The organism is Streptomyces sp. NBC_00775, assembly GCF_036347135.1.
Taxonomy (GTDB): domain Bacteria; phylum Actinomycetota; class Actinomycetes; order Streptomycetales; family Streptomycetaceae; genus Streptomyces; species Streptomyces lutosisoli.
Window position 1 is genome coordinate 1,798,917 of the sequence record NZ_CP108938.1, and the last position, 22,649, is coordinate 1,821,565.

The 22,649-nt window shown below is 70.2% G+C and carries 22 protein-coding genes and 1 pseudogene; 13 read left to right on the forward strand and 10 right to left on the reverse strand.

Annotation, left to right across the window (positions count from 1 at the left end; genetic code table 11):
• Nucleotides 1-116: 116 nt before the first annotated feature.
• Complete coding sequence (locus tag OIC96_RS08175; protein WP_330308522.1) at nt 117-1,235, reverse strand: hypothetical protein; 1,119 nt, start codon at nt 1,233-1,235, stop codon at nt 117-119.
• A 74-nt stretch (nt 1,236-1,309) separates the two neighbouring features.
• Nucleotides 1,310-1,564 carry a helix-turn-helix domain-containing protein gene (locus OIC96_RS08180; RefSeq protein WP_330308521.1) on the reverse strand — a complete coding sequence of 85 codons (255 nt, stop codon included), beginning with the start codon at nt 1,562-1,564 and terminating at the stop codon, nt 1,310-1,312.
• A gap of 32 nt (nt 1,565-1,596) precedes the next feature.
• Here OIC96_RS08180 and map point away from each other — a divergent pair, with 32 nt between their 5' ends.
• Nucleotides 1,597-2,364, forward strand: coding sequence for a type I methionyl aminopeptidase (gene map, locus OIC96_RS08185; protein ID WP_327433171.1), 768 nt, complete (start codon nt 1,597-1,599; stop codon nt 2,362-2,364).
• 167 nt (nt 2,365-2,531) lie between these two features.
• On the opposite strand, the gene ggt is transcribed toward map, so the two are convergent.
• The gene (gene ggt, locus OIC96_RS08190) at nt 2,532-4,343 is read right to left on the reverse strand and encodes a gamma-glutamyltransferase (RefSeq protein WP_330308520.1); all 1,812 of its coding nucleotides are present in this window, start codon (nt 4,341-4,343) and stop codon (nt 2,532-2,534) included.
• 104 nt (nt 4,344-4,447) lie between these two features.
• Between ggt and OIC96_RS08195 the strand changes: the two genes are divergently transcribed.
• Nucleotides 4,448-5,209 carry a hypothetical protein gene (locus OIC96_RS08195; RefSeq protein WP_330308519.1) on the forward strand — a complete coding sequence of 254 codons (762 nt, stop codon included), beginning with the start codon at nt 4,448-4,450 and terminating at the stop codon, nt 5,207-5,209.
• A 369-nt stretch (nt 5,210-5,578) separates the two neighbouring features.
• Nucleotides 5,579-7,153, forward strand: a complete 1,575-nt coding sequence (locus OIC96_RS08200) for an alpha/beta fold hydrolase (protein ID WP_330308518.1) — start codon at nt 5,579-5,581, stop codon at nt 7,151-7,153.
• Nucleotides 7,154-7,201: 48 nt separating this feature from the next.
• Here OIC96_RS08200 and OIC96_RS08205 read toward each other — a convergent pair.
• The 4 genes and pseudogenes from OIC96_RS08205 to OIC96_RS08220 all read right to left on the reverse strand — a co-directional run.
• Nucleotides 7,202-7,411, reverse strand: a pseudogene (locus OIC96_RS08205) (amino acid ABC transporter permease); the annotation flags it as partial.
• The gene (locus OIC96_RS08210; RefSeq protein WP_330310438.1) at nt 7,372-7,635 is read right to left on the reverse strand and encodes a hypothetical protein; all 264 of its coding nucleotides are present in this window, start codon (nt 7,633-7,635) and stop codon (nt 7,372-7,374) included. The pseudogene OIC96_RS08205 and the gene OIC96_RS08210, both read right to left, overlap by 40 nt.
• A 17-nt stretch (nt 7,636-7,652) precedes the next feature.
• Nucleotides 7,653-8,396 carry an amino acid ABC transporter ATP-binding protein gene (locus OIC96_RS08215; protein ID WP_330308517.1) on the reverse strand — a complete coding sequence of 248 codons (744 nt, stop codon included), beginning with the start codon at nt 8,394-8,396 and terminating at the stop codon, nt 7,653-7,655.
• A gap of 134 nt (nt 8,397-8,530) precedes the next feature.
• Entirely contained in the window at nt 8,531-8,971 is a 441-nt protein-coding gene (locus OIC96_RS08220) for a DUF6278 family protein (RefSeq protein ID WP_330308516.1), read from the reverse strand.
• A gap of 229 nt (nt 8,972-9,200) precedes the next feature.
• Between OIC96_RS08220 and OIC96_RS08225 the strand changes: the two genes are divergently transcribed.
• The 9 genes from OIC96_RS08225 (at nt 9,201) to OIC96_RS08265 (ending at nt 18,682) form a co-directional block, all read left to right on the forward strand.
• Entirely contained in the window at nt 9,201-10,580 is a 1,380-nt protein-coding gene (locus tag OIC96_RS08225) for a radical SAM/SPASM domain-containing protein (protein ID WP_330308515.1), read from the forward strand.
• A gap of 59 nt (nt 10,581-10,639) precedes the next feature.
• Nucleotides 10,640-10,798: a hypothetical protein gene (locus OIC96_RS08230; RefSeq protein ID WP_158690554.1), complete on the forward strand. Its 159-nt coding sequence runs from the start codon at nt 10,640-10,642 to the stop codon at nt 10,796-10,798.
• Between the two features lie 133 nt (nt 10,799-10,931).
• A complete protein-coding gene (locus OIC96_RS08235) occupies nt 10,932-12,452 on the forward strand; it encodes a coproporphyrinogen-III oxidase family protein (protein ID WP_330308514.1) in 1,521 nt (506 codons plus the stop codon).
• A gap of 4 nt (nt 12,453-12,456) precedes the next feature.
• On the forward strand, nt 12,457-13,173 hold the full coding sequence (locus OIC96_RS08240) for a hypothetical protein (RefSeq protein WP_330308513.1): 717 nt from the start codon (nt 12,457-12,459) through the stop codon (nt 13,171-13,173).
• 36 nt (nt 13,174-13,209) lie between these two features.
• Nucleotides 13,210-14,028, forward strand: coding sequence for a class I SAM-dependent methyltransferase (locus OIC96_RS08245; RefSeq protein ID WP_330308512.1), 819 nt, complete (start codon nt 13,210-13,212; stop codon nt 14,026-14,028).
• A 1-nt stretch (nt 14,029) separates the two neighbouring features.
• Complete coding sequence (locus OIC96_RS08250) at nt 14,030-14,920, forward strand: SAM-dependent methyltransferase (protein WP_330308511.1); 891 nt, start codon at nt 14,030-14,032, stop codon at nt 14,918-14,920.
• 22 nt (nt 14,921-14,942) lie between these two features.
• Nucleotides 14,943-16,262 carry an MFS transporter gene (locus OIC96_RS08255; RefSeq protein WP_330308510.1) on the forward strand — a complete coding sequence of 440 codons (1,320 nt, stop codon included), beginning with the start codon at nt 14,943-14,945 and terminating at the stop codon, nt 16,260-16,262.
• Nucleotides 16,246-17,829 carry an FAD-dependent oxidoreductase gene (locus OIC96_RS08260; RefSeq protein WP_330308509.1) on the forward strand — a complete coding sequence of 528 codons (1,584 nt, stop codon included), beginning with the start codon at nt 16,246-16,248 and terminating at the stop codon, nt 17,827-17,829. Before OIC96_RS08255 ends, OIC96_RS08260 begins: the two co-directional genes overlap by 17 nt.
• A 286-nt stretch (nt 17,830-18,115) precedes the next feature.
• Nucleotides 18,116-18,682, forward strand: a complete 567-nt coding sequence (locus OIC96_RS08265) for a TetR/AcrR family transcriptional regulator (RefSeq protein ID WP_330308508.1) — start codon at nt 18,116-18,118, stop codon at nt 18,680-18,682.
• Between the two features lie 63 nt (nt 18,683-18,745).
• Here the strand turns inward: OIC96_RS08265 and OIC96_RS08270 are convergent, their stop codons facing one another.
• Genes OIC96_RS08270 through OIC96_RS08280 form a run of 3 tightly spaced genes read right to left on the reverse strand, consistent with a single transcriptional unit; the run spans nt 18,746 to nt 21,627 of the window.
• Nucleotides 18,746-18,961: an acyl-CoA carboxylase subunit epsilon gene (locus OIC96_RS08270; RefSeq protein WP_330308507.1), complete on the reverse strand. Its 216-nt coding sequence runs from the start codon at nt 18,959-18,961 to the stop codon at nt 18,746-18,748.
• A 15-nt stretch (nt 18,962-18,976) separates the two neighbouring features.
• Nucleotides 18,977-20,551, reverse strand: coding sequence for an acyl-CoA carboxylase subunit beta (locus OIC96_RS08275; protein ID WP_330308506.1), 1,575 nt, complete (start codon nt 20,549-20,551; stop codon nt 18,977-18,979).
• Nucleotides 20,548-21,627, reverse strand: coding sequence for a 3-oxoacyl-ACP synthase III family protein (locus OIC96_RS08280; RefSeq protein ID WP_330308505.1), 1,080 nt, complete (start codon nt 21,625-21,627; stop codon nt 20,548-20,550). The genes OIC96_RS08275 and OIC96_RS08280 overlap by 4 nt, the downstream gene beginning before the upstream one ends.
• A 182-nt stretch (nt 21,628-21,809) precedes the next feature.
• Between OIC96_RS08280 and OIC96_RS08285 the strand changes: the two genes are divergently transcribed.
• Complete coding sequence (locus OIC96_RS08285; protein WP_330308504.1) at nt 21,810-22,415, forward strand: TetR/AcrR family transcriptional regulator; 606 nt, start codon at nt 21,810-21,812, stop codon at nt 22,413-22,415.
• Nucleotides 22,416-22,649 lie beyond the last annotated feature (234 nt).

The window sequence follows — 22,649 nt, forward strand, 5'->3', positions numbered from 1 at the left end:
CGGTCCGGTAGAAAACACCAGCCGTGTTACGGAACGGCTACAGGGAGTTTTCGGGCCGGACGCAGAGCGCTCCGGGATGGATGACACCGGTGTGCGGCCCTTGCAGGACGCAGCTGTCAGGAGACCCTACTCGCCTCCCCCGCCGGGTGGTTGGCGGCCAGTCCGCCGCGCGCGAAGGCGAGCACCAGCGCGCCCGCTGTCACCCCGCAGGCGCCGGCCGCGGCGGCCGCCGTGAGCGTGGAGCCCGCGAGCAGCAGACCGGCGACCGCGGAACCGGCCGCGATACCGCCGCCGATGAGCGTCACCAGCCAGGCGAACGCCTCCGTCACCGTCCCCTCCGGCGCGAGTTCGCCGACCAGCCCGAAGGCCACGGTGAGCAGCGGCGCGAAGAACACCCCGGTGCCGACGGCCACCAGGCAGGCGCCCGCGGGTCCGGGCACGAGGGCCACGAGCCAGTACGTCGCCGCCATCCCGGCGGCGAGCAGGACGGCCTTGTCCCGCGCCGCCGCGGCCCAGCCGAGCGCGCCGTGGGTGACCGCGCCGAGCAGCGCGCCGAGCGCGGACAGCGCCATGAGGGTGCCCGCACCGCCCGGCACCGAGTGCGCCTCGGCGAGGTGCCGGGTGGGCGGGAAGCCGTCCTCGGCGCCCGCGATGTCGAACCCGACGACTCCCACGTCGCGGTACTTGTTGACGAGCTCGGCGATCTCGCGGGATCCGGCGGCATGCCGCATCGCGGTGACCAGGGCGCCGATCCGGATGCGGTGGCCGGCCGCGGCGGCCCGTCGCTCGCCCTCGCGGAAGCCTTCGAGGACGGCCTGGACGACCTCGTCGAGGGTGAGGCCCTTGGCGGTGTGCAGTTCGGGGGCGTGCTTGACCTCGGCGTAGACGACACCGTCGGCGGCGAGGTCCTCGGCGCATTCGGCGGCGACCCTGACCAGTGCCTCGCGGGTCTGCATCACTCCGACGGTGTGCGAGAAGGTCTCCAGGTAGCGCTCCAGCGAACCGGAGTCGGCGGCCTCACGGAACCAGGCGCCGAGCTCGGCGGCATCGCTCTTGGGCAGGGCGTCGTATCCGGTCTCGCGGGCGAGCGCGAGGACGGTGGCAGGCCGCACACCGCCGTCGAGGTGGTCGTGCAGCAGCACCTTGGGCGCGCGCCGTATCTGTTCCGCGGTGGCGACGGCGGGGCCGGTCTGATCCGAAGTGGCCGCAGCGGGGCGGTCGTTGGTGATCGACATGGCCGGAGGTTAGTGACTACGCGCGTAGACGACAAGGGGTATTCCATCAGCTGGAAACCCATGCGGTTCACATGTCACGCCACCTGCGCCAACGCGCATCGCACGACGAGGTCGTCCATCGACAGTCCGAGCGCCCGCGCCAGCGCCGCCACCGTGAAGAAGGCGGGGGTGGGCGCCCGTCCGGTCTCGATCTTGCGCAGCGTCTCGGCGGAGATCCCGGCCACCGCCGCGACCTCCGCCATGCTGCGGCCACCACGCGCCTTGCGCAGCAACTGGCCGAGCCGCTCGCCGCGTTCGCGCTCTTCGGGGGTCAGGGGAGTACGTACCATGCCCCCATTCTAATACCGGTATAGTAATTGGCATGGTGGAACTCAAGACAGACACATCGATCGACGAGATGTACGTGGCGGGCCAGGTCGTGGGCCGGGCGCTCACAGCGGTACGGGAAGCGGCCGACGTCGGCGTCTCGCTCCTGGAGCTGGACGAGGTGGCGCACCAGGTCCTGCGCGACGCGGGCGCGAGCTCCCCCTTCCTCGGCTACCGGCCCTCCTTCGCGCCCACCCCGTTCCCCGCGGTCATCTGCGCCTCGGTGAACAACGCGATCGTGCACGGCATCCCGAACGGCTACCGGCTGCGCGACGGCGACCTGGTCTCCATGGACTTCGGTGCCGAACTGGGCGGCTGGGTGGGCGACTCGGCGATCAGCTTCATCGTGGGCGAGCCGCGCGCGGCCGACGTACGCCTCGTGGAGACCGCCGAGCGCGCCCTCGCGGCGGGCATCGCGGCGGCCGTCGTCGGCAACCGCATCGGCGACATCGCGCACGCCATCGGCACCGTCTGCCGCGCGGCGGGATACGGCATCCCGGACGGCTTCGGCGGCCACGGCATCGGCCGCCGCATGCACGAGGACCCGGGCGTCCCGAACGAGGGTCGCCCCGGCCGCGGCCTCCCCCTCCGCCACGGCATGGTCCTCGCCATCGAGCCCATGCTCATCGGCGGCGGCACCGACGGCTACCACGCCGCCCCCGACGGCTGGACCCTCCGCACCAACGACGGCTCCCGCGCGGCCCACGCGGAACACACGGTGGCGATCACGGCCGGGGGGCCACGCATCCTGACGGCGCGCTGACTCCCGGCCCGCTCGCCGTCCCGGCGCGCCCAGCCGGCCCTTCGTGTCGGCGTACGACTCGTACAGCGGATGCCGCACGGCACTGACCATCGGGCGGGCAGCGCCCCGAGCTGCCGGGACGCCGCCCGTACGACCTGTCACTACGCCGTGGGCACGACCACCGCTCGCTACGACGCCGGCCGCACCACCATCGCCGAGCCGCCGCCGCGGCGCACCTTCTCCGCCGCCGCGAGCCACTTGCCGTTGGGCAGCCGTTGCACACCGGTCGCCGCGCCGATCTCCGCGTTCTGGCGGAAGGCGTGGCCGAGGGACTCCAGTTGGGTCTTCAGCGTGCTGGTCCACAGGGCCGGTTCGAGTTCGGTGGTGGTCTGGTTGCGCTGGCTGGCGCGGGGCGCGGCGATCGCGTCCACCAGTGGCAGCCCGCGGTCCAGGAACTCGGTCAGCGTCTGCAGCACGGTCGTGATGATGGTCGCGCCGCCCGGCGAACCGAGCGCCACCACCGGCTGGTTGTTGCGGTCGAGCACGATCGTCGGGGAGATGGACGAGCGCGGCCGCTTGCCGGGGCCGGGCAGGTTCGGGTCGTGGACGTCGGGGCTCGCGGGCGTGAAGGAGAAGTCCGTGAGCTCGTTGTTGAGGAGGAAGCCGCGGCCCGGGACGGTGATGCCGCTGCCGCCGGTCTGCTCGATGGTCAGCGTGTACGCGACGACGTTGCCCCACTTGTCGGCCACCGTCAGATGGGTGGTGTTCTCGCCCTCGTACGTCGTCGGGGCGGCCGTTCCGGCGGTCGAGCAGGCCGCGGGGTCGCTCGGGTCACCCGGCGCCAGCGGGCTCGTCAGCACCGCGTCGTCCTTGATCAGGCACTCCCGCGAGTCCGCGTACTTCTGCGAGAGCAGCCCCTTGGTGGGTACGTCCTCGGAGGCGGGGTCGCCCACCCAGCGCCCCCGGTCCGCGAACGCGATCCGGCTCGCCTCGATGTAGCGGTGCAGGTACTGGACCTCGCTCGCCTTCGAAAGGTCGGTCTTCTCAAGGATGTTGAGCGCCTCGCCGACCGTGGTGCCACCCGAGGAGGAGGGCGCGATCGAGTAGACCTTCAACCCGCGGTACGACGTCCTCGTCGGCGCCTGAAGCTTCGCCTCGTACTCCGCCAGGTCCTCCAGGGACAGCTTGCCGGGGCGGGCGTTGTAGCCCGAACCCGGATCCACCGGCGGCTTGTTCACGGTGTCGACGATCTCCTGGCCGAGGTCGCCGTCGTAGATCGCGTCGGTGCCCTCCTTGCCCAACTCCTCGTACGTGCGCGCCAGATCGGGGTTCTTGAAGGTCGAGCCGACCACCGGGAGCGCGCCGTCCGGCAGGAACAGTTCGGCGGTGTCCGGGAAGTTCTTGAAGCGGGCCTGGTTGGACTCGGTCTGCGAGCGGAAGGTCGGGTCGACCGTGAAGCCGTCGCGGGCGATGCGCTCGGCGGGCTTCAGGACGCTGCCCAGCCGCTTGCTGCCCCACTCGTCCAGAGCCGTCTGCCAGGTGGCGGGGGTGCCGGGGGTGCCGACGCCCAGCCCGCTGGTCACCGCGTCCGCGAAGGCGAGCGGCTTGCCGTTCTCCAGGAACAGTCCGGAGTCGGCGGTCAGCGGTGCCGTCTCGCGGCCGTCGATCGTGTGCACCGTACGGGACTTGGCGTCGTAGTAGACAAAGTAGCCGCCTCCGCCGATGCCGGACGAGTAGGGCTCGGTGACGCCGAGAGCCGCCGCCGTGGCGACGGCCGCGTCCACGGCGTTGCCGCCCTTCTTCAGGACCTCGATTCCGGCGGCGGAGGCGTCCGCGTCGACGCTCGCGACGGCTCCGCCGTATCCGACGGCGACGGGCACCTTCTCCGCCGCCTGGGCGGCGGGTGCGGCGGGTGCGGCGGGTGGCGCCGCCGCGCCGACCGACACCACCGCGGCCGAAACCGCCAAGACCGCCAGATTCCGCGCAAGAGGGCGACGCATCCGTACCTCCAGTCAACAGCCGTCCGCGCAGCGTAACTTCACTGCCATGCCCGCGTCAGGACCCCCTCGAACACCGGTCCGTACTGCCGCTAACATGCGCGCCCATGAATGACGACGTGCGCAACATCGTCCTCGGCGTGCTCGCGGCCGGCATCAGTGCCGCGCTCGGCTGGCTCGCCCGTACGTATCTGTGGAAGCGGAAGCTGCGGCGCAAGCAGGCGTTCTTCGGGCTGCCCGACAACTCCGAGTCGCTGCTGGTGGTGAACCGCGAGGCCGGCGGACCGGAACTCACCGTGATGCGCCACGACGTGTTCGCACTCCTTGAGCTCTCCGCGCTGATCAAGGACTGCGGCGCGCACGCCCAGGTCATCGCGCACGACGCGGCACAGCAGGGTTTCGGGGAGCGCACCGAGTTCTGCGTGGGCGGGCCGTCGTCGAATCGCCGAATGGCCGCGCATCTGCACTCCCTGCTGCCGGGCATCCGCGTGAACACCGACGCCGAGCCGGGCCCGGACCGCGGCGCCTTCCAGATCGGCAGCGAGCGCTACCGCCTGGAGTCGGGCAAGGGCGAGTATGTGATCCTCGCCCGGCTCGTCGCGGGCCAGGACCGCGGAACGAGACCCGTCTTCCTCTTCTGCGGCCAGCGCGCGATCACCAACCAGGCGGCGACCCGCTATCTCGCCCGCAACCACGAACGCCTCGCGCGCAAGCACGGCGGCAACTCCTTCGTCCTGCTCCTGAAGGTCGTGAACTCCCAGGCATACGGCCCGGACGTCGTCGAACTCGTCGCGGACGTCACCCGGCCCGCCCAGACCCCGCTACCCACGCCCGCGCCACCGCGCAATTCCCACCGGGCGAACTCCTGAGGCCCCTTTTCAGACCACCGCCAATGCGATCTAACCGGCACAGGGCAACCCAAAGGGACGTTTCCCCTCTTTCCGTGCGGTCCACAGCCCGCACGGAGGTACGTCCCCTTGATTCGCGTACGCCCGCTGATTCCGCTCGCCCTCGCCACGGCCGCGTCCGCCGCCCTGAGTGACACCCCCGACGCACACTTCCGCGCGATCCGCTAGAGCCCTCACGCACACGGAACGCACACTTCGGGGCGGCCGTTGCTCACGAAATGAACACTTCAACAATCGTTACTCGCACGTAACTTACCGACGGGTTACTTCCGGTAAGTGATCAAGGTTACCGTCGGGTCACTTTGCACTGACACGAGTGAGGAGTGACCCGTGGGACACGGTCGCAACGCCCTGCGCACGTCCGCCGTCGGTGCCGTCTCCGCGACGCTGATCGCCACCGCCGGCCTCGGTCTGGCCCCGGCCGCCCAGGCCGCCACCAGCGCGGCGAGCATCCGCTTCGTCGACATCTCCGGAGACGGCGGCACGATCCTCAAGGCCAACGTCGTCACGCCCGCGGGCGCCGACGGCACCCGCGACTACCCGCTCATCGTGCTGCCGACCAGCTGGGGCCTGCCGCAGGTCGAGTACCTCGCACAGGCCCAGAAGCTCGCCGACTCCGGCTATGTGGTGGTCAGTTACAACGTCCGCGGCTTCTGGCAGTCCGGCGGCGAGATAGAAGTGGCGGGCCCGCCGGACGTGGCCGACGCGTCCAAGGTGATCGACTGGGCGCTGGCGAACACCCCGTCCGACGCACAGAAAGTCGGCATGGCGGGGATGTCGTACGGCGCCGGCATCAGCCTGCTCGCCGCCGCGCACGACAAGCGGATCAAGGCGGTCGCCGCCCTCAGCGGCTGGGCCGACCTCATCGAGTCGATCTACTCGGGCCGCACCCAGCACGCCCAGGCGGCAGCCCTGCTGGACGGCGCCGGCACGCTCACCGGCCGCCCCAGCGCCGAACTCCAGCAGATATTCAAGGACTTCTTCGCCTCCGACCTCTCCAAGGAACAGGAGATCCTCGCCTGGGGGAAGAAACGTTCCCCCGAAACCTACATCGACCAGCTCAACGCCAACGGCGCGGCGATCATGCTGGCCAACGGCTGGGGCGACACGATCTTCTCGCCCAACCAGTACGCCAAGTTCTACGAGAAGTTGACCGGGCCCAAGAGGCTGGAGTTCCGCCCCGGCGACCATGCCACGGCCGAGGTGACGGGGCTGTTCGGGCTCCCCAACGACGTGTGGACGGACACGGGCCGCTGGTTCGACCACTATCTCAAGGGCGAGGACAACGGCATCGACCGCGAGCAGCCGGTCCAGCTCAAGCCCCGCACCACGGGCGCCTACGAGGGCTACCCGGACTGGAAGTCGGTCGGCGCGACCAGCAGGAAGATCGCCCTCGCGGGCACCACCACGATCCACACGAACGTCGACTCGGGCGCCGACGGCGGGATCATCTTCCTCTCCAGCATCCTCGACCAGCTCGCCCAACTGCCCCCGGTGGCTTCGATCCCGCTGCTGCCGCGCTACTGGGCGGCCGTCTGGCAGTCGGAGAAGTACGCGAGCGCCCAACAGGTGCGCGGCACCGTCGCGTTGCACACCACGGTCACACCCACCAAGGAGAGCGGCACCTTCGTCGCGTACCTCTACGACGTGGGCCCGCTCGGCCTCGGCAAGCTGGTCAGCAACGCGCCGTACACCTTCCACGGGCGGACGCCCGGCAAGCCGTTCGGCGTCGACCTGGAGCTGAACTCCACGGCCTACGACGTCCCGGCAGGGCATCGGCTCGCCCTGGTCGTCGACACGGTCGACCCGCTCTACATCGAGCACAACCCGTCCGGCGCGCAGCTGACCTTCTCCTCGCCGGAGCACGACCCCTCGTATGTGTCGGTGCCCCTGCGCGAGCAGTGATCTCCGGCTGCCGCCGGCCGGGTCTGGCCCTGCGAGCCGCTGCTCCCCCTACAGTCTCGGGGCTGTGGGGGGACCCCCACCCGGCAGCAGCGTCCCTGGTTCGGCCGGTGCCACGTCCACGGCCTCGGTCTGGGGACTGCGCCGCTCCCACCGGGACACCCACTGGGCGAACCAGGAGAGCAGCATGCACATCCCGATGCAGATCGGTGAGATCACCATCACCACGGGGATGAACGGCAAATCGTAGTCGAGGTTCGGTCCTCCTTGGCGCCGACGGTGAAGCAGCCGCGCTTCTCGGCCCGCTTCCAGGTGGGCGAGCCGGGCAACTGAAAGCCTTGTGCCACTTGGTAGTCGGGGAGTTTCTCGGCGGCGGGGCCCTTGGTGGGCGGGGTGCCCTCCTTGCCGCAGGCGGCGGATGCGGCGGTGGCGGTCCGTGCCGCGAGCGCCACGAGGGCACGGCACACACGTGTCGTACGGATCATGTGGTGCGCTCCCCCGCTCAGTGCTTGAGGATCTTGGAGAGGAAGTCCTTGGCACGGTCGCTGCGCGGGTTGGTGAAGAACTCCTCGGGGGTGCGGTCCTCGACGATGCGGCCGTCGGCCATGAAGACGACGCGGTTGGCGGCGGAGCGCGCGAAGCCCATCTCGTGGGTGACGACGACCATGGTCATGCCGTCGCGGGCGAGTTGCTGCATGACTTCCAGGACCTCGTTGATCATCTCGGGGTCGAGGGCCGAGGTCGGCTCGTCGAAGAGGAGCGCCTTGGGGTCCATGGCGAGGGCGCGGGCGATGGCCACGCGCTGCTGCTGTCCGCCGGAGAGCTGCGCGGGGTACTTCGGGGCCTGGCTGGCGAGGCCCACCCGGTCCAGGAGTTCACGGGAACGCTTGTCGGCCTCCTCCTTCTTGCGGCCGCGGACCTTGATCTGGGCGAGCGAGACGTTCTGCAGGACCGTCTTGTGGGCGAAGAGATTGAAGGACTGGAACACCATCCCGACCTCGGCGCGGAGCTTGGCCAGGCTTTTTCCCTCTTCCGGGAGCGGCCGGCCGTCGAGCTTGATCGTCCCCGACTCGATCGTCTCCAGACGGTTGATCGCCCTGCACAGTGTCGATTTGCCGGACCCCGACGGGCCGATGACCACGACCACCTCCCCCTTGCCGACGGTGAGGTTGATGTTCTGCAGGACATGCAGCGCCCCGAAGTACTTGTTCACGTCGTGCAGCTCGATCAACGGATCGACAGCCATGCCCTGCCCTACCCACTCTCAGCTGTGTCGCAGTCGCCGCAAACTATCCAGACAAGAACGGACTTAATACCCGACACGCACTTTTCTGGCATTAGCCGTATTTACGACGACTGGTCTGCTGTTGGGGTCGCCGACTAGGCTTCGGCGGCCTCCGCGTAGAACTGGGAGAGCTCAGGCGCACCGCTGGACGCCCAGGCGTGACCGCCCGCGACCACGTCGATCTCACGGCCGGAGGTCAGCTTCACCACGGGCTGGCCGTTGGGCCAGATCTCCCAGGCCGCACCGAGGACCGTACGCACGATCACCGTGCCGAGATAGAGCCCCGCGTCGTTGCCGAGCCAGGGCAGGCTCTCCTCGTCGTCGCGCCAGCGCGGGAGCAGTTGGTCGAGGGCTTCCAACGAGGCTACGGAGTCGTCGAGTTCGACTCCCGCCTGGTGCGCCTGGGAGCGCAGCAGCTCGCACTCGGAGAGCAGTTCGGCGATGCCCTCGGGGTCGCTCTCGCCGTCGGAGAACACCGCGACGCCGAAGGCGAGGCCGCGCTTCTTGCGCCAGTTGCCCAGGAAAGGGATGTTCATCCACCCAGCGTGACACCCACTGCGCCGGTCGCACCACAGGCGCGCAGAGTTGCCTGGCCACCGCGGGCCGCGGCGCCCCGGCCGCCTCCTCCTCGCACCGCCCGCCGGCCCTGCTCGCGCGGCACACCTTGCCAAGGTTATTCATCCTACGTAGAGTTCAACACAGCATGAGTTCAACATCCGTTGACTTACATGTTCCGCCATCCCATGACCAGGAGAGGCAGGGCCCGTGCAGAAGATTCCCTTCCAGGTGAACGAGGGCGGGATCGTCGCTCTGCTGCCGAACGGTCATGTCGAGTTCCTCGCCGCGTCCGCACGGGAGTTGATCGAGCGTCACAACTCAGGCCAGGCGGTGGCCACCGCCGAGCTGATGGCCCACGCGCTCGCCGATCCGCTGGTGACGCTGGACCGGTTCCATCTGCCCGCCCCGGCCATCGCGTTCGTGGAGACCACGAACCTGTGCAATCTGCGCTGCCGCCACTGCTACGCCGACTCCGCGCTCAAGCGGCCCGACGAGATCTCCACGTCCCGCGTCAAGCAACTCCTCGACGACTTCGCGGAGATGGGCGTGCTCCAGGTGTTTCTGACGGGTGGTGAGATCTTCTCGCACCGCGACGCGGTCGAGATCATCCAGCACGCCCGCAGCAAGCCCTTCAGCACCCAGATCTTCACCAACGGCCTGCTGGTCACCGAGGAGAAGCTGGCCCGGATCCCGGCAGGGCAGTCGTTCTTCATCAGCTTCGACACCGCCGACCCCGAACGCACCGTCCGCGGCAGGATGGACTTCCCCAAGCTCCAGCACGCCTTCGAGATGATGCGCAAGCACGGGCATGTGTTCCGCACCGCCATCTCCGTCCACCGCGACAACATCCAGGACGCCGAGGAGATCTTCGAGTGGTGCGCGGAGCGCGGGTACCCCCGGCCCCAGTGGCTGGAGACGCACCCGGTGGGCCGGGCGCTGCTCCACCCGGACATGCTGCTGCGCCCCGAGGACGTCGACGAGGTCTTCGAGGTCTACCAGCGGTGCATGGACCGGTACTCCACCGAGCCCGACCAGGAGCCGGCCGAGACACCCACCGGCCCCGCCCGGCGCGCCGCCGACGAGATCCGCGGGGTGGACACCATCCAGTTCTGCCAGCGCCTGGAGCGCGCGGTGGGCCAGGAGAAGTGCGGCCGCTCGGTCGTCTATGTCAACAGCCGCGGTGACGTGTACCCGTGCAGCAACTGCATGTCGGGGCAGCTCTACAAGGCGGGCAACACGACGGAGAAGCCGTTCGCCGAGATCTGGGAGCACGGCTTCGACGAGTTCCGTGACATCCGCTTCAGCGACCACTCGGTGTGCGGCTCCTGTCCGGTGGCCGCGGAGGACATCTGGTGCCAGTTCCGGTGCCCGCCGCTGGCCAAGAACATCACCGGCGACCCGAAGGGCTGCGGCGCCACCGAGTATCTGCAGGAGTTCACCCTGCGCTCCGGCCGCTACTGGCGCGCCCGCAAACAGCGCAACGTACGACTGACCCTGACGCCCCGTCAGTCGGCGCCGGCCGACCCGCCGGGCTCCACCCCGGCCGACGCGCCCGGCCCCATCCGACTCCCGCTCCCGACGAAGTGAGCGGGTCCCTGTCCCACGGCGGCGCGACCGTTGCCGCCTCCACCGAAGGGAAGACAGCCATGCCCGAAGAGAAGAAGGTCATCCGCATTCATCTGGAGCCGGGACAGGAGGGCGTGACCCTGAGCGCCGTCGGAGCCGCCTCCGCCACCGCGCCCGCCGAGACCCTCGTGGAGGCCACCAACATCACGGAGGCCACGGTCATCGAGGTCGAGGTCTGACCTCACGCCTTTGCCGGCAGGTGACGAAGCGGTGCACCACTTCCCGGCCCGTTGAGGGGCGGGCCGGGAAGGCCCGCCGGCGGCAAAGGTTCGCTCGGCATCCGTTCTTCCCGATTCAGGAGACGAGGTCGCGATGAGCAAGACGGCTGCTTCGGCCGGCACCACAGCACTGCGCCCCGGCACGGGCACCGCACTGCGCCCCGGTACGGAAACCGCGCCGCGCCCGGGTACCGGACTCGCGCGGCTGCTCAGCGAGAACCCCGCGCTGCGGATCGGCCAGGACGACTACAACATCAACGTGACGGCCAACTACGGTGAGCAGCTGTCGACTTCACAGGTCGCCGACGCGCTGCGCGGCCATCCTGGAGCCGGCCGCCCCGCACATCTCTACTTCCATGTGCCGCTGTGCGCGTACATCTGTCACTTCTGCAACTACGTCAAGCGCAAGGTCGCGGACGGCCCCGAGGGCAAGGCCGCGCCACGGATCTGGACCGACCTGCTGCTCGACGAGTCCGGCCGGCGCCTCGCCCACTCGCCCTGGCTCGCGCACGCCTCGATCGAATCCGTCTACCTGGGCGGCGGTACCGCCTCGCTGCTCGGCACGGAGCAATTACGGCGGCTGACCGACCACATACGCGCCCGCTACACCCTCGCCGACGACTGCGAGATCTCCCTCGAAGGCAACCCCGACAACTTCCAGCACGACGAGCTCGCCGAGGCCTGCGCGATCGGCTTCAACCGGTTCAGTGTCGGAGTGCAGTCGCTGCAGAGCGAGGTCAACGCGTTCGCGGGGCGCGGCCACGACGCGGCCATGTCGCTGCGGGCCATCGACAAACTGCGGGCCACCGGGAAGCCGTTCAACGTCGACATGATGTTCGGGCTGCCCCACCAGAGCACCGCCACGGTCGCCGACGACATCCGGCGGCTGATCGACCTCGACGTCCCCACCATCACCATCTACCGGCTGCGCAACGCCGACCGGGCCAAGATGGGCATCGGCAACCGGGCGCTGTGGAACGTGGAGAGCGTCAAGACCCGACTGCGCGAGCAACACCTCTTCCCCTCGCTCGGCGAGACCTACGCGATGCGCGAGGCCATCGTGGAGCTGCTGCTCGACGGCGGCTATCACCCGAGCCCGTGCGGCTGGTGGAACCGGCCCGGCGTCTACCCCGACGGCAACATCCCCCGCGTCTCCCGCAACAAGTGGCAGCGCCACGACTCCATGATCGCGTACGGCCCCGGCGCGTACGGCTGGCTGACCGGCGACGACGACACCGTGGTGCAGACCCACAACATCGCCGACATCTCCGGGTACGCGCGGCGGCTCAAGGAGGGACCGGGGCTGCCGCTCGCCTCCGGACGGCGGCTGGCCGGCTACCAGGCGATCGGCATGGTGCTCGGCTTCGCGTTCAAGGCGAACCAGCCGATCGACGCGGGCAGGTTCCGCCGGCGGTTCGGCGTCGAACTCTTCCGTGACGAGCCGTTCGCGGCGGTCTTCGCCGAGCTCATGGACCGGGGGCTCGTCGAACCGGTGCCCGGCACCTTGGAGAGCGTCGCGCCCACACTGGACGGCGAGGCGCTCCACGAGGAGATCATCAGCGTCTACTTCCACCAGCGCGTCGGCGGCTTCGCCGAGGCCGTCTGCCACAGGTGATCCGATGAACGTGCATCAGCGCACCCTGTGGCGCGGGGACCCGGAGGGTACGCGGTACCGCACCCGGCGGTCCTTCCCGGCCGGTCCGGCGAACGCCACGGTACTGCTGGCCGGTCCCGGCAGCGTCTCCGTCCTGGACGGGGAGGGCCGCGACGACCGGCTGCTCGGCGAGCTGACCAGGCGGCTGGTGGCCCGGGGCGCGCAGGTACTCACCTGCGACATGCCCGTCCGGGAGCCGAACTCGCCCTCGACAGAGGCCGATCAGCTCGCCCGCGCCGGGCGCCTGTCCCACCTGCTCGACGCCCACCAGCACGTGCTGGTCCGGCCGCTCGTCCTGGTGGGCTTCTCGCTGGGCGGGCTGGCCCTGCTGCACCTGCTGCGCTCCGGCCGGCCGGCCCGGACGGACACGGTGGTGCTGGTGGGCACGGTGATCGAGGAGGACGCCTTCCTGACGTCGCGCGTCCCCTCCCTCGACCTCGTGTACGGCGGGTTCGACCTGGTCGGATACATGGCCGACGCCGACGACGAAACCCTGCCGCCCGCCGTGTTCGCGCCCGACATGTACGGCCAGTGGTCGGCGCGCCATCTGGTCGGACGGAACTCCATCGAGGTCCGGGTGCGGCTGCTCGAAGGCCTCGGGCACACGCTCCAGCCGTGCGGCAAGGGTCCCCACGGGGACGCCGTCTCGGCGCTCACCTCCCTTGTGGGCGCGACGAAGTGACAGTGAATCAGCCGAGGCAGTGAGTCAGCAGAGACAGTGAGTCAGCGGAAGAGGAAGAAGGCGGCGCAGGACATGCTCTCCAGCCAGCGATTCGACAAGATCGCCGAAAACTTCGCGACCAGTGAGGTGCACCGGTCCAGCCCCACGATGGAGGCCCTGCACGAGACGCTCGGTCCGCAGACGGGCAGCACCATCTGCGATGTCGCCTGCGGCGCCGGCCACTTGGCGCTCTCGTTCGCCGCCGAACTCCCGGCCCGTCTCGTCGCCGTGGACCCCGCGCCCAACATGCTGGCATCCGTCCGCAAGCTCGCGGCCGAACGCGGCGTCTCCGTCGAGACCAAGGAGGCGTACGCCGAGGAACTTCCCTTCGCCGACGGCTCCTTCGACCTGGTGGTGTCCCGTCTCGCCCCGCACCACTTCCGTGACATGCCGGCGGCGGTGGGTGAGATGGCGCGGCTGCTGCGCCCCGGCGGACGGCTCGCCGTCATCGACCTGGAGGGCCACGAGAACCCCGAAATCGACGCGCTGAACCACGAGCTGGAGATGCTGCACGATCCCACGCACCAGCGCAGCTACACCCTCGACGAGTGGATCGGCTTCCTCCAGGGCGCCGGGCTCAACGTCCCGGTCGCCCGCGGCTCGCAGTCCGAGAGCCGCACCGGGGTGCCCATCAAGCGCTGGTGCGAGATCGCCTCGTCCGGCGCCGAGGCCGAGCGGGCGATCCGGCGGCGGCTCGCCGAGGCTCCCCCCGCGCACCGGGAGGCGCTGGGCATCCGCCAGGACGGCGAGGAGTTCTTCATCCCCGTACGCACCTGCATGGTGATCGGCGTCAAACCGCTCGGCGGGGTGCGCTGACATGCCGGTGATCAGGCTGTTCTCACCCGCGCCCAGCCCCGGCGCGGCCGTGCTCGGTGAACTGGCCGACTCCGTGACGGCGCTGTTCGGGCTCGATCGCGGCCACTGCTGGCTGTGGTGGCAGCGGTTGGAGCCCGACACCTTCCACCGGCCCGAGTGGCGCGACGGTTCCACGGCACCGGCCCCGGTCGGCTTCGTCGTGTGCAAGGAGAGCTACAGCAAGGCCCAGGTGCGTCAGCTGCTGCGGCTGCTCCAGGAACGGCTCGGCGAGCTCCTCGGCGTACCCCGCGAGGAGGTCTATCTGGCCGTACAGCGGGCCTCCGAAGGGGAGTTGCTCGTCCGGGATCAGGTGTGGTCTCTGGACGGGAACGCCGGGGGGACGGCCCTGTCCGGCGACGACGGAAGGACTGACACCGACATGAACGGTGACGCGATCACTGACCTGGTGCCCATCGCCCATGTGCACAACGAGCGCCGCGAACTCATCGACGACGACTGGGGCCAGGTGGCCTCCGTCATCCGGCTGGACGCCGAACGGTTCACCACCGACGCGCTGCTCTCCCTCGACTCGTTCTCCCACCTCGAAGTCGTCTTCCACTTCCACCGGGTCCCGTTGGACAAGGTGCAGGAGGGCGCCCGCCATCCGCGCAACAACCCTCAGTGGCCGCTGGCCGGCATCTTCGCCCAGCGCGGCAAGAACAGGCCCAACCGCATCGGGGTCTCCCGCTGCCGGCTGGTCAAGACGGACGGCCTCGATCTGCATGTCGTCGGGCTCGACGCCGTCGACGGCACTCCCGTGCTCGACATCAAGCCGTATCTGCGGCAGTTCGGACCGCGCGAGGAGGTCGTCCAGCCGGAGTGGGTGGACGAGTTGATGCGCGACTACTACTGAACTCCTGACGAGTGAGGGCGACATGACACACGCAGCGGGACGGACGCGGCGCGGGCCGCTGTCCGGTGCGGCGGCCGTTCTGCTCGTCGCGGTGTTCGTCGACGCCCTCGGCAGCGGGCTGTACATGTCCGTGTCCGTCATCTTCTTCACCCGGTATCTGCATCTTGGCAGTGGGCAGGTGGGCGTGGGTCTGTCTGTCGGGGGCGGGCTCTCCTTCCTGTCGCTGGTGCCGATCGGGATCCTGGCGGACCGGGTCGGCCCTCGGCGCATGCTGATCGGCGCCCATCTGGTCCGGGCCGCGCTGCTCACCTGCTATCCGTTCGTGTCGGGCTTCGCGCCGTTCCTGCTCGTGGTGTCGCTGCTCGCGGTGGCCGACCGCGGGGCATCGCCTTTGGTGCAGGGCCTGTTCGGTACGGCGGTCGGCAAGGAGCAGCGGGTACGGGCCATGGGGCGCGCGCGGTCGCTGCAGAACCTCGGGCTCGCGCTGGGCGGCCTCGCGGCCGGGGCGGTGCTGCTGCCGGACAGCGACGGACTGTACGTGGGCATCGTGTACGCCAACTCGTTCTCGTTCGTCGTCGCCGCGGGGCTGGTGGCGCGGCTGCGGACCGTCGCCGACGGCGCGCCGGGGGGTGGTGGTGAGGGCGGTGGCGGTGGCGGTGGCGGTGGCGGGCGAGCGTTGTCGTGGAAGCAGCGCGTCAGTGTGTTCCGGGATCGTCACTTCGCCCTGTTGACCGGGCTGAACTCGCTGGTGAGCCTGCATGTCACCGTGCTGACGGCCGGAGTTCCGCTGTGGGTGCTCGCCCATGACCGGATTCCGCGGGCGGCCATCGCCTGGACGCTGGTGCTGAACACGGTCGTCGTGGTGCTCTTCCAGGTCAGGGCCACCCGGGGCATCGAGAGCGCCGCCGACGGTGGACGGGCGCTGCGGCGCAGTGCGGTGCTGCTCGCTGTCTGCTGCTGCGGGCTCGCGGGCACCGGGGCGGTACCGGCCGTGGCCGCCGTGGCGCTGCTGCTCGGCGCCGTCGCCTTCCAGGCGTTCGCCGAGATGTATCAGCAGGCCGGGGCCTGGGCGATCTCGTACGACCTGGCGCCCGAGGACCGGCGGCAGGTGTACCTCGCCTTCTTCGGCCTGGGGAACGCGGCGCGGAACACCTATGGGCCGCTGGTCATCACCTTTCTCGTGGTCCAACGGGGCGCGGTGGGCTGGCTGTTGCTCGGGGGGCTCGTGCTGGGTGCCGGCGCCTGGGCCGCGCGGTTCAGCCGGCCGGTGGCCGCTCCCCCTCTTGTGTCGTCTTCCGCTCTGCCCCACGTCCAAGGAGGAACTCGTGGCCAACGCTCCTGAACAGTCCGTCATCGTCGTCGGGGCCGGGCCCACCGGTCTCGCCCTGGCCTGTGAGCTCGCCGCCGCGGGCGTGTCCTGCACGGTCCTCGAACGCCGGCTCGCGCCGTCCACGCAGTCCCGTGCCATGGGTCTGTACAGCAGGACCATGGAGGTGCTCGATCTGCGCGGGCACGCCGACGCGCTGGTGGCCCTTGGCCGGCCGGTCAGCCGGATGGTGCCCGCGCGCGGCGCCCGCGTCGACTTCGCCGAACTCGACACCCGGTTCCCCTACCTCAACGTCATCCCGCAGAGCCGCACCGAACAGGTGCTCCAGCAGCGCGCCCTCGACCTCGGCGTCACCATCGAGCGCGACACCGAGGTGTTCGGTCTGACGCAGGACGGCTCGGGCGTCACGCTCCAGGTCCGGGCGGGTGGCGGGGAGTGGGAGGAGAGCGCCGACTTCGTCGTCGGCTGCGACGGCGCCCACAGCGTCGTACGCGAACTCGCGGGCATCGCCTTCCGCGGCCGTACGTATGACATCGCACCGATCCTCGCCGATGTGCGGCTGCGGAAGCCGCCGCCGGACGATGTGCTGATCGTGTCCGGTGGGGGCGGGGTCGTGGTGTCGGTGCCGTACGGCGACGGGCTGTACCGGGTCGCGGTGGCTTGGCGGGACCGGCCGTGGACCCGGGAACCTGTGACGCTGGACGAGCTGAGTGAGGTGCTGACCGGGGCGCTCGGGTTCGATCCCGGGCCGTACGAGCCGGAGTGGCTGGCCCGGTTCAAGATCCATCAGCGGATCGCGGACCAGTACCGGATCGGGCGGGTGCTGCTGGCCGGGGACGCGGCGCATCTGCACTCGCCGCTCGGTGGGCAGGGGTTGAACCTGGGGATCCAGGACGCCGTGAATCTCGGGTGGAAGCTCGCCGCGGAGGTGCAGGGGTGGGCGCCGGTGGGGCTGCTCGACTCGTATGAAGTGGAGCGGCGGCCGCAGGCTGAGCGGATTCTGCGGGCCACGGACCGGGCTACGCGGGCGGCCACCAGCGCGTCCGCGGGGGTGACCGCGGTGCGTCGGGCCGTTCTGGCGAAGGCGCTCTCGTATCGGCGGGTGCGGAAGGTTGCCGGGGAGACGATCTCGGGGTTGCGGAACGGGTACGTGCGGCGGGGGGCGCCCGGCGGTGGCTCCTCGGTGCGGGTCGGGCAGCGGGTGCCGGATCTGACGGTGCCGCGGCTCGGGGCGTCCCCGGTGCGGTTGTACTCGCTGATGCGTGACGGGCGGTTTCTGCTGCTCGATCTCGCGGAGGACGGGCGGCGTGCCGCGGTCACCGAGGCGTGGGGGTCGCGGGTGAGTCCGGTGCGGGTCGGTGTTCCGGTGCCTGAACTTCCGGGTGTGAGTGCCCTGTTGGTCCGTCCGGACGGGTATACGGCCTGGGTGGACGGCCCGGAGGATCCCGGCGGGCGCGAGGAGCGGCTTCGGCGCGCGCTGCATCAGTGGTGCGGGGTGGAGGGGCCGGCGTCTGTGGTGGCGGGGGCGGCAGAGGCGGCAGAGGGTCGTTCGCAGGAGCCTGCGGGCGCCGAACAGGCGTGAGCCGGTGTGGGGGGCGGGGCCGTGCCGGTACGTCCAGCCCGTCGCCGGTGGGCATTGCTGTTTGCTGCCACAGCATGAACTTGGCCATAACCACGTATGCGACGGGCTGGACGTACCGGCACGGCCCCTGGCGTGCGTCGTCGGGTGCGCCGCCGTCGTACCGGGTGGGGGTGGGTGGGGCGGTCGTGCGTCGCCGGCTGCGGATTGCGTGTCGGCTGGGGGTGGGTGCGACCCCGTGCGTCGGTGGGTGTGAGTGGCTTATTCGTGGCTGGGGTGGAGGGGCGTTGTGGAGCAGCGTGTGACATCTCGTTCGCAGCGGACGCGTGAGGCGATTCTGTATGCCGCGCGGCTGCACTTTGCCGCTGAGGGGTATCAGCGGGCGACGATACGGGCCATCGCGGCCAGCGCGTCGATCGATCCCTCCATGGTCATGCGGTACTTCGGGAGCAAGGAGCGGCTGTTCGACGCCGCGCTCGATGTCGATCTGGGGCTGCCCGATCTTACGGGGACGCCGGTGGAGCGGTTGCCGCATGCTCTTGTCGCGCATTTTCTCGCGCCGTGGGAGCAGGACGCGGCCGAGGGGTCGCTGCGGCTGCTGCTGCGTTCGGCGGCGACCAATGAGCGGGCGGCGGAGCGGCTGCGGCGGGCGCTGCACGAGCAGTTCACCAGCAGCCTGACGGGGGTGCTGGGCGCCGAGCGTGCGGCTGCGGGGAGTGGGCTGGTCGCCGCCCAGTTGTTGGGGGTGGCGTTCGCCCGGTATTTGCTGCGGCTTCAGCCCATCGCCGGGTTGTCCGTCTCCGCCCTGGCCGACCTTGTCGCCCCATCGATGCGGGCCGCGCTCGCTGATCTCTGAGATTCGGCCGATATGCGAACGGGGCCCGTTGCCGCTCTTGCGGCAACGGGCCCCGGTTGTCCGTCAGTTGCGCCAGCTGTGGGGGGAGCGGTAGGGGGCGGTGGGCGCTGGGCGTTCCCAGAGGGGTATGACCGTTTCGGGTTTCGCCTCCGCCTCTGTGGTGGTGGGGGTGGCTCGGGTCAGGAGGACCGCGGTCAGGGCTGCCAGGTCCTCGGTGGGGAGGTCGCCGCCCTTGATCACGCGGACCAGGGGCTTCGCCGGCTCGGTGGCTGTGGTCATGGTGCTCCTTCGGTTCTACTGGGGCGGGTTGCCGTGTTTGCGGGGGGCCAGGTCCGCGTGTTTGGTGCGCAGCATGCGGAGGGAGTCGATGAGGACCCGTCGGGTGTCGGCGGGGTCGATGACGTCGTCGAGGAGGCCGCGTTCGGCGGCGTAGTACGGGTGCATCAGCTCGGTCTTGTACTCCTTGACGAGCTGGCGGCGGGTGGCCTCGGGGTCGTCGGCCGACTGGATGCGGCGGCGGAAGATGACGTTGGCGGCACCCTCGGCGCCCATGACGGCGATCTCGTTGGAGGGCCAGGCGTACGAGAGGTCCGCGCCGACGGAGCGGGAGTCCATGACGATGTAGGCGCCGCCGTAGGCCTTGCGGAGGATCAGGGAGATGCGGGGGACGGTGGCGTTGCAGTAGGCGTAGAGGAGTTTGGCGCCGCGGCGGATGATGCCGTTGTGTTCCTGGTCGACGCCGGGGAGGAAGCCGGGGACGTCGACGAGGGTGACGAGGGGGATGTTGAACGCGTCGCACATCTGGACGAAGCGGGCCGCCTTCTCGCTGGCGTCGATGTCGAGTACGCCGGCCAGGACCAGGGGCTGGTTGGCCACGATGCCGACGACCTGGCCGCCCAGGCGGGCCAGCGCGACGATCACGTTGGACGCCCAGCGTTCGTGGATCTCCAGGTACTCGCCGTCGTCGACCGTCTCCTCGATGACCTGGCGCATGTCGTACGGGCGGTGGCCGCCGGCGGGGACGAGGTCGAGGAGCCGGTCGCAGGAGCGGTCGGGCGGGTCCTCGGGAGGTGCGGCGGGGGCGGTCTCCCGGTTGTTCTGCGGGAGGAGGGAGAGGAGGTAGCGGACCTCTTCCAGGCAGGTCGCTTCGTCGTCGTAGGCGAAGTGCGCCACGCCCGACACCTCTGCGTGCACATCGGCGCCGCCGAGGCCACCCAGTGTGACCTTCTCGCCCGTGACCGTCTGGACGACGTCGGGGCCGGTGATGAACATCTGCGAGGTCTCCCGGACCATGAACACGAAGTCCGTGAGGGCCGGAGAGTAGGCGGCGCCGCCCGCACAGGGGCCGAGCATCACGCTGATCTGCGGGATCACCCCGGAGGCACGGGCGTTGCGGCTGAAGATGCCGCCGTAGCCGGAGAGCGCGGTGACGCCCTCCTGGATACGGGCGCCCGCGCCGTCGTTGAGCGAGACGAGCGGGGCACCGGCGGCGACCGCGCGGTCCATGACGCGGTGGATCTTCTCGGCGTGTGCCTCGCCGAGGGCGCCGCCGAAGATGCGGAAGTCGTGGGCGTAGACGAAGACGGTGCGGTCGTGGACCGTGCCCCAGCCGGTGATCACGCCGTCGGTGTGGGGTCGGCGGTCCTCCAGGCCGAATCCGGTGGCACGGTGGCGGCGCAGTGGCTCCAGTTCTGTGAAGGAGCCTTCGTCCAGGAGGAGTTCGATACGTTCGCGGGCCGTGAGTTTGCCCTTGGCGTGCTGGGAGGCGGTGGCCTTCTCGTCCGGGCCCTGCCGGATCCGCTCGCGCAGTCCGTGCAGCTGGGCGACCCGTGCCCTGATGTCCGGGGCGGCCGCGTCGTCGGCGGTCACGGCGCGAGCGGGCCGACGCGGTCGCCGGCCGTGAGGAGGTACGGGACCGAGGGGTGCGCGCCGAGGGCGTCCTCGTGGGTGTCCATGGACCAGTTCAGCAGGGCGATGCCAAGGCTCATCCCGCCGCCGAACGCGGCCAGCACGACCAGGTCGCCCGGTGCGGCCGCTCCCTTGCGGTCCATCTCGGCGAGGGTGATCGGGACGGAGGCGGCGCCGGTGTTGGCGTAGCGCTCCAGGGTGAGGTGGAGGGCGGCGCGGTGCAGGCCGAGGTCGGGCCAGAGTTCGGCGAGCATGATGCCGTTGGCCTGGTGCGGGACGAAGTGCTGTACGGCGTCCGGCCTGACCTCGGCGTGGCGCAGGAGCCTGCCGATCTCGTACGGGAGGGTGCGGGTGACGAAGCCGCGTACGCCCCTTCCGTCCATGCGGAAGTAGTGGTCGCCGTCGGTCAGCGTCTGTGCCGAGGGCGGGCGGCGGCTGCCTCCCGCGGTGACCTCGATCAGGCGGTGGGCGTCGCCGCGCGAGACCAGGGAGATCTGCCGCAGGCCGAGGCCCGGGGCGACCGGGCCGAGGACCGTCGCGCCGGCGCCGTCTCCGAAGAGGGCTGCTGTGCGGCGGTCGGTGTAGTCGAGGATGCGGGAGTAGATGTCGGCGCCGATGACCAGGCCGTGGCGGGGTTCGCCGTCGGCGGCGCCGGCCAGCAGCTTCTCCACCGTCTTGAGGGCGTAGACGAAGCCGCTGCACACCGCGTTGACATCGAAGGCGGCGGCCCGGTGGGCGCCGATGCGGTGCTGGACGAGGGCGGCCGTGGCCGGTTGCGGATGGTCGGGGGTGGAGGTGGCGACCACGACGTACGCGAGTTGAGCTGCCGTCAGACCCGCGCTTTCCAGGGCGCGTTGGGCCGCCACTACGGCCAGGTCCGAGGTGGCCTCGTGCGGGGCTGCGCGGCGCCGTTCGCGGATTCCGGTCTTGCGGACGATCCACTCGTCGGTCACGCCGGCGCCGTGCCCGATCTCCGCATTGCTGATGATGGCCTCGGGCAGGTAGGAGCCCACTCCGATGATGCCGATGGACTGCACGATTCCTCCTCGGGCAGCGGCGAGCCACTACTTAACTCACCAGGCGTTGAAATCATCTTGGCAGAGCGGCTTGACTAATTCAACAGCGAGAGAGTTCACTTGGATGTGAATTAATCGGCCGTGCGCCGGCACCTCGACCGTCGCGCCGGCCGACGCGCCTCACACCAACGGGAGTTGCAGCCATGACCGTCACCACCGCAGGGAGCACGGCCGACGTGCGCGCCGAGGCGACCCAGGCCCTGATCTCCGCCGGGCGCACCCTCTTCACGCAACTCGGCTACCGGCAGACCGGCTTCGCCGCCCTGGCGGAGGCCGCGGGGCTGGAGGAGGGGTTCGCCCGCGAGCTGCTGCCCGACAAGGCGGCGGTCTTCGGCGCGCTGATCGAGCGGACCGTCAAGGTGGCCGGAATACTCGGCCCGGCGGTGGCCGGGGGCATCGACGAGGACCTGCCCATCCGCCTCGCCCGCACGTATCTGGCATTGTGGGAGCCCAACGAGGAGGACTCCCCGATGATCGAGCTGTACCGGGTGGCACTGTCCGACCGGGAGGCCTCACAGGTGCTGCGTGAGCGCATCTCCAAGGCACTGAACGGCCAGGTGGACCATGAACTGCCGGGCGGGGAAGCGGAGTTGCGTACCGCCCTCTTCGGCGCACAACTCGGCGGAGTAGCCTTTGCGCGACACCTCTTGAAGGTGGACGCCGTCGCCGCGGTCGACCTGGAGACGGTGGTCCAGACGATCACACCGGGGCTGCGGCAGACTCTGCTCGGGGGCGGCAGCGGGCGATGACCGCGATCCTCGCGGTCGCGTGAACAGCATCCCGCGTGGAGCGGAATTTCACACCAACGGCTGGACATCACCCTGTAGTTGCTGAGTGCCGTCTGTGGATGGAATCTCGGGGAACCGACTGATAGCATTGTTTTCACTACACAGTGAATTACCCGCTCACGGAACCCCCGAAGTGCAGTGATCCCATGACATCCAGGTCCGCAGACGGTTCGCCCACCCCCGCCCGAAAGTCCG

What these genes read in the sequence shown, in the direction of transcription:
- OIC96_RS08175 (WP_330308522.1), bottom strand. Translation starts at nt 1,235, where the DNA reads ATGTCGATCACCAACGACCGCCCCGCTGCGGCCACTTCGGATCAGACC.
- OIC96_RS08180 (WP_330308521.1), bottom strand. Translation starts at nt 1,564, where the DNA reads ATGGTACGTACTCCCCTGACCCCCGAAGAGCGCGAACGCGGCGAGCGG.
- map (WP_327433171.1), top strand. Translation starts at nt 1,597, where the DNA reads ATGGTGGAACTCAAGACAGACACATCGATCGACGAGATGTACGTGGCG.
- ggt (WP_330308520.1), bottom strand. Translation starts at nt 4,343, where the DNA reads ATGCGTCGCCCTCTTGCGCGGAATCTGGCGGTCTTGGCGGTTTCGGCC.
- OIC96_RS08195 (WP_330308519.1), top strand. Translation starts at nt 4,448, where the DNA reads ATGAATGACGACGTGCGCAACATCGTCCTCGGCGTGCTCGCGGCCGGC.
- OIC96_RS08210 (WP_330310438.1), bottom strand. Translation starts at nt 7,635, where the DNA reads ATGATCCGTACGACACGTGTGTGCCGTGCCCTCGTGGCGCTCGCGGCA.
- OIC96_RS08215 (WP_330308517.1), bottom strand. Translation starts at nt 8,396, where the DNA reads ATGGCTGTCGATCCGTTGATCGAGCTGCACGACGTGAACAAGTACTTC.
- OIC96_RS08220 (WP_330308516.1), bottom strand. Translation starts at nt 8,971, where the DNA reads ATGAACATCCCTTTCCTGGGCAACTGGCGCAAGAAGCGCGGCCTCGCC.
- OIC96_RS08230 (WP_158690554.1), top strand. Translation starts at nt 10,640, where the DNA reads ATGCCCGAAGAGAAGAAGGTCATCCGCATTCATCTGGAGCCGGGACAG.
- OIC96_RS08235 (WP_330308514.1), top strand. Translation starts at nt 10,932, where the DNA reads ATGAGCAAGACGGCTGCTTCGGCCGGCACCACAGCACTGCGCCCCGGC.
- OIC96_RS08240 (WP_330308513.1), top strand. Translation starts at nt 12,457, where the DNA reads ATGAACGTGCATCAGCGCACCCTGTGGCGCGGGGACCCGGAGGGTACG.
- OIC96_RS08250 (WP_330308511.1), top strand. Translation starts at nt 14,030, where the DNA reads ATGCCGGTGATCAGGCTGTTCTCACCCGCGCCCAGCCCCGGCGCGGCC.
- OIC96_RS08255 (WP_330308510.1), top strand. Translation starts at nt 14,943, where the DNA reads ATGACACACGCAGCGGGACGGACGCGGCGCGGGCCGCTGTCCGGTGCG.
- OIC96_RS08270 (WP_330308507.1), bottom strand. Translation starts at nt 18,961, where the DNA reads ATGACCACAGCCACCGAGCCGGCGAAGCCCCTGGTCCGCGTGATCAAG.
- OIC96_RS08285 (WP_330308504.1), top strand. Translation starts at nt 21,810, where the DNA reads ATGACCGTCACCACCGCAGGGAGCACGGCCGACGTGCGCGCCGAGGCG.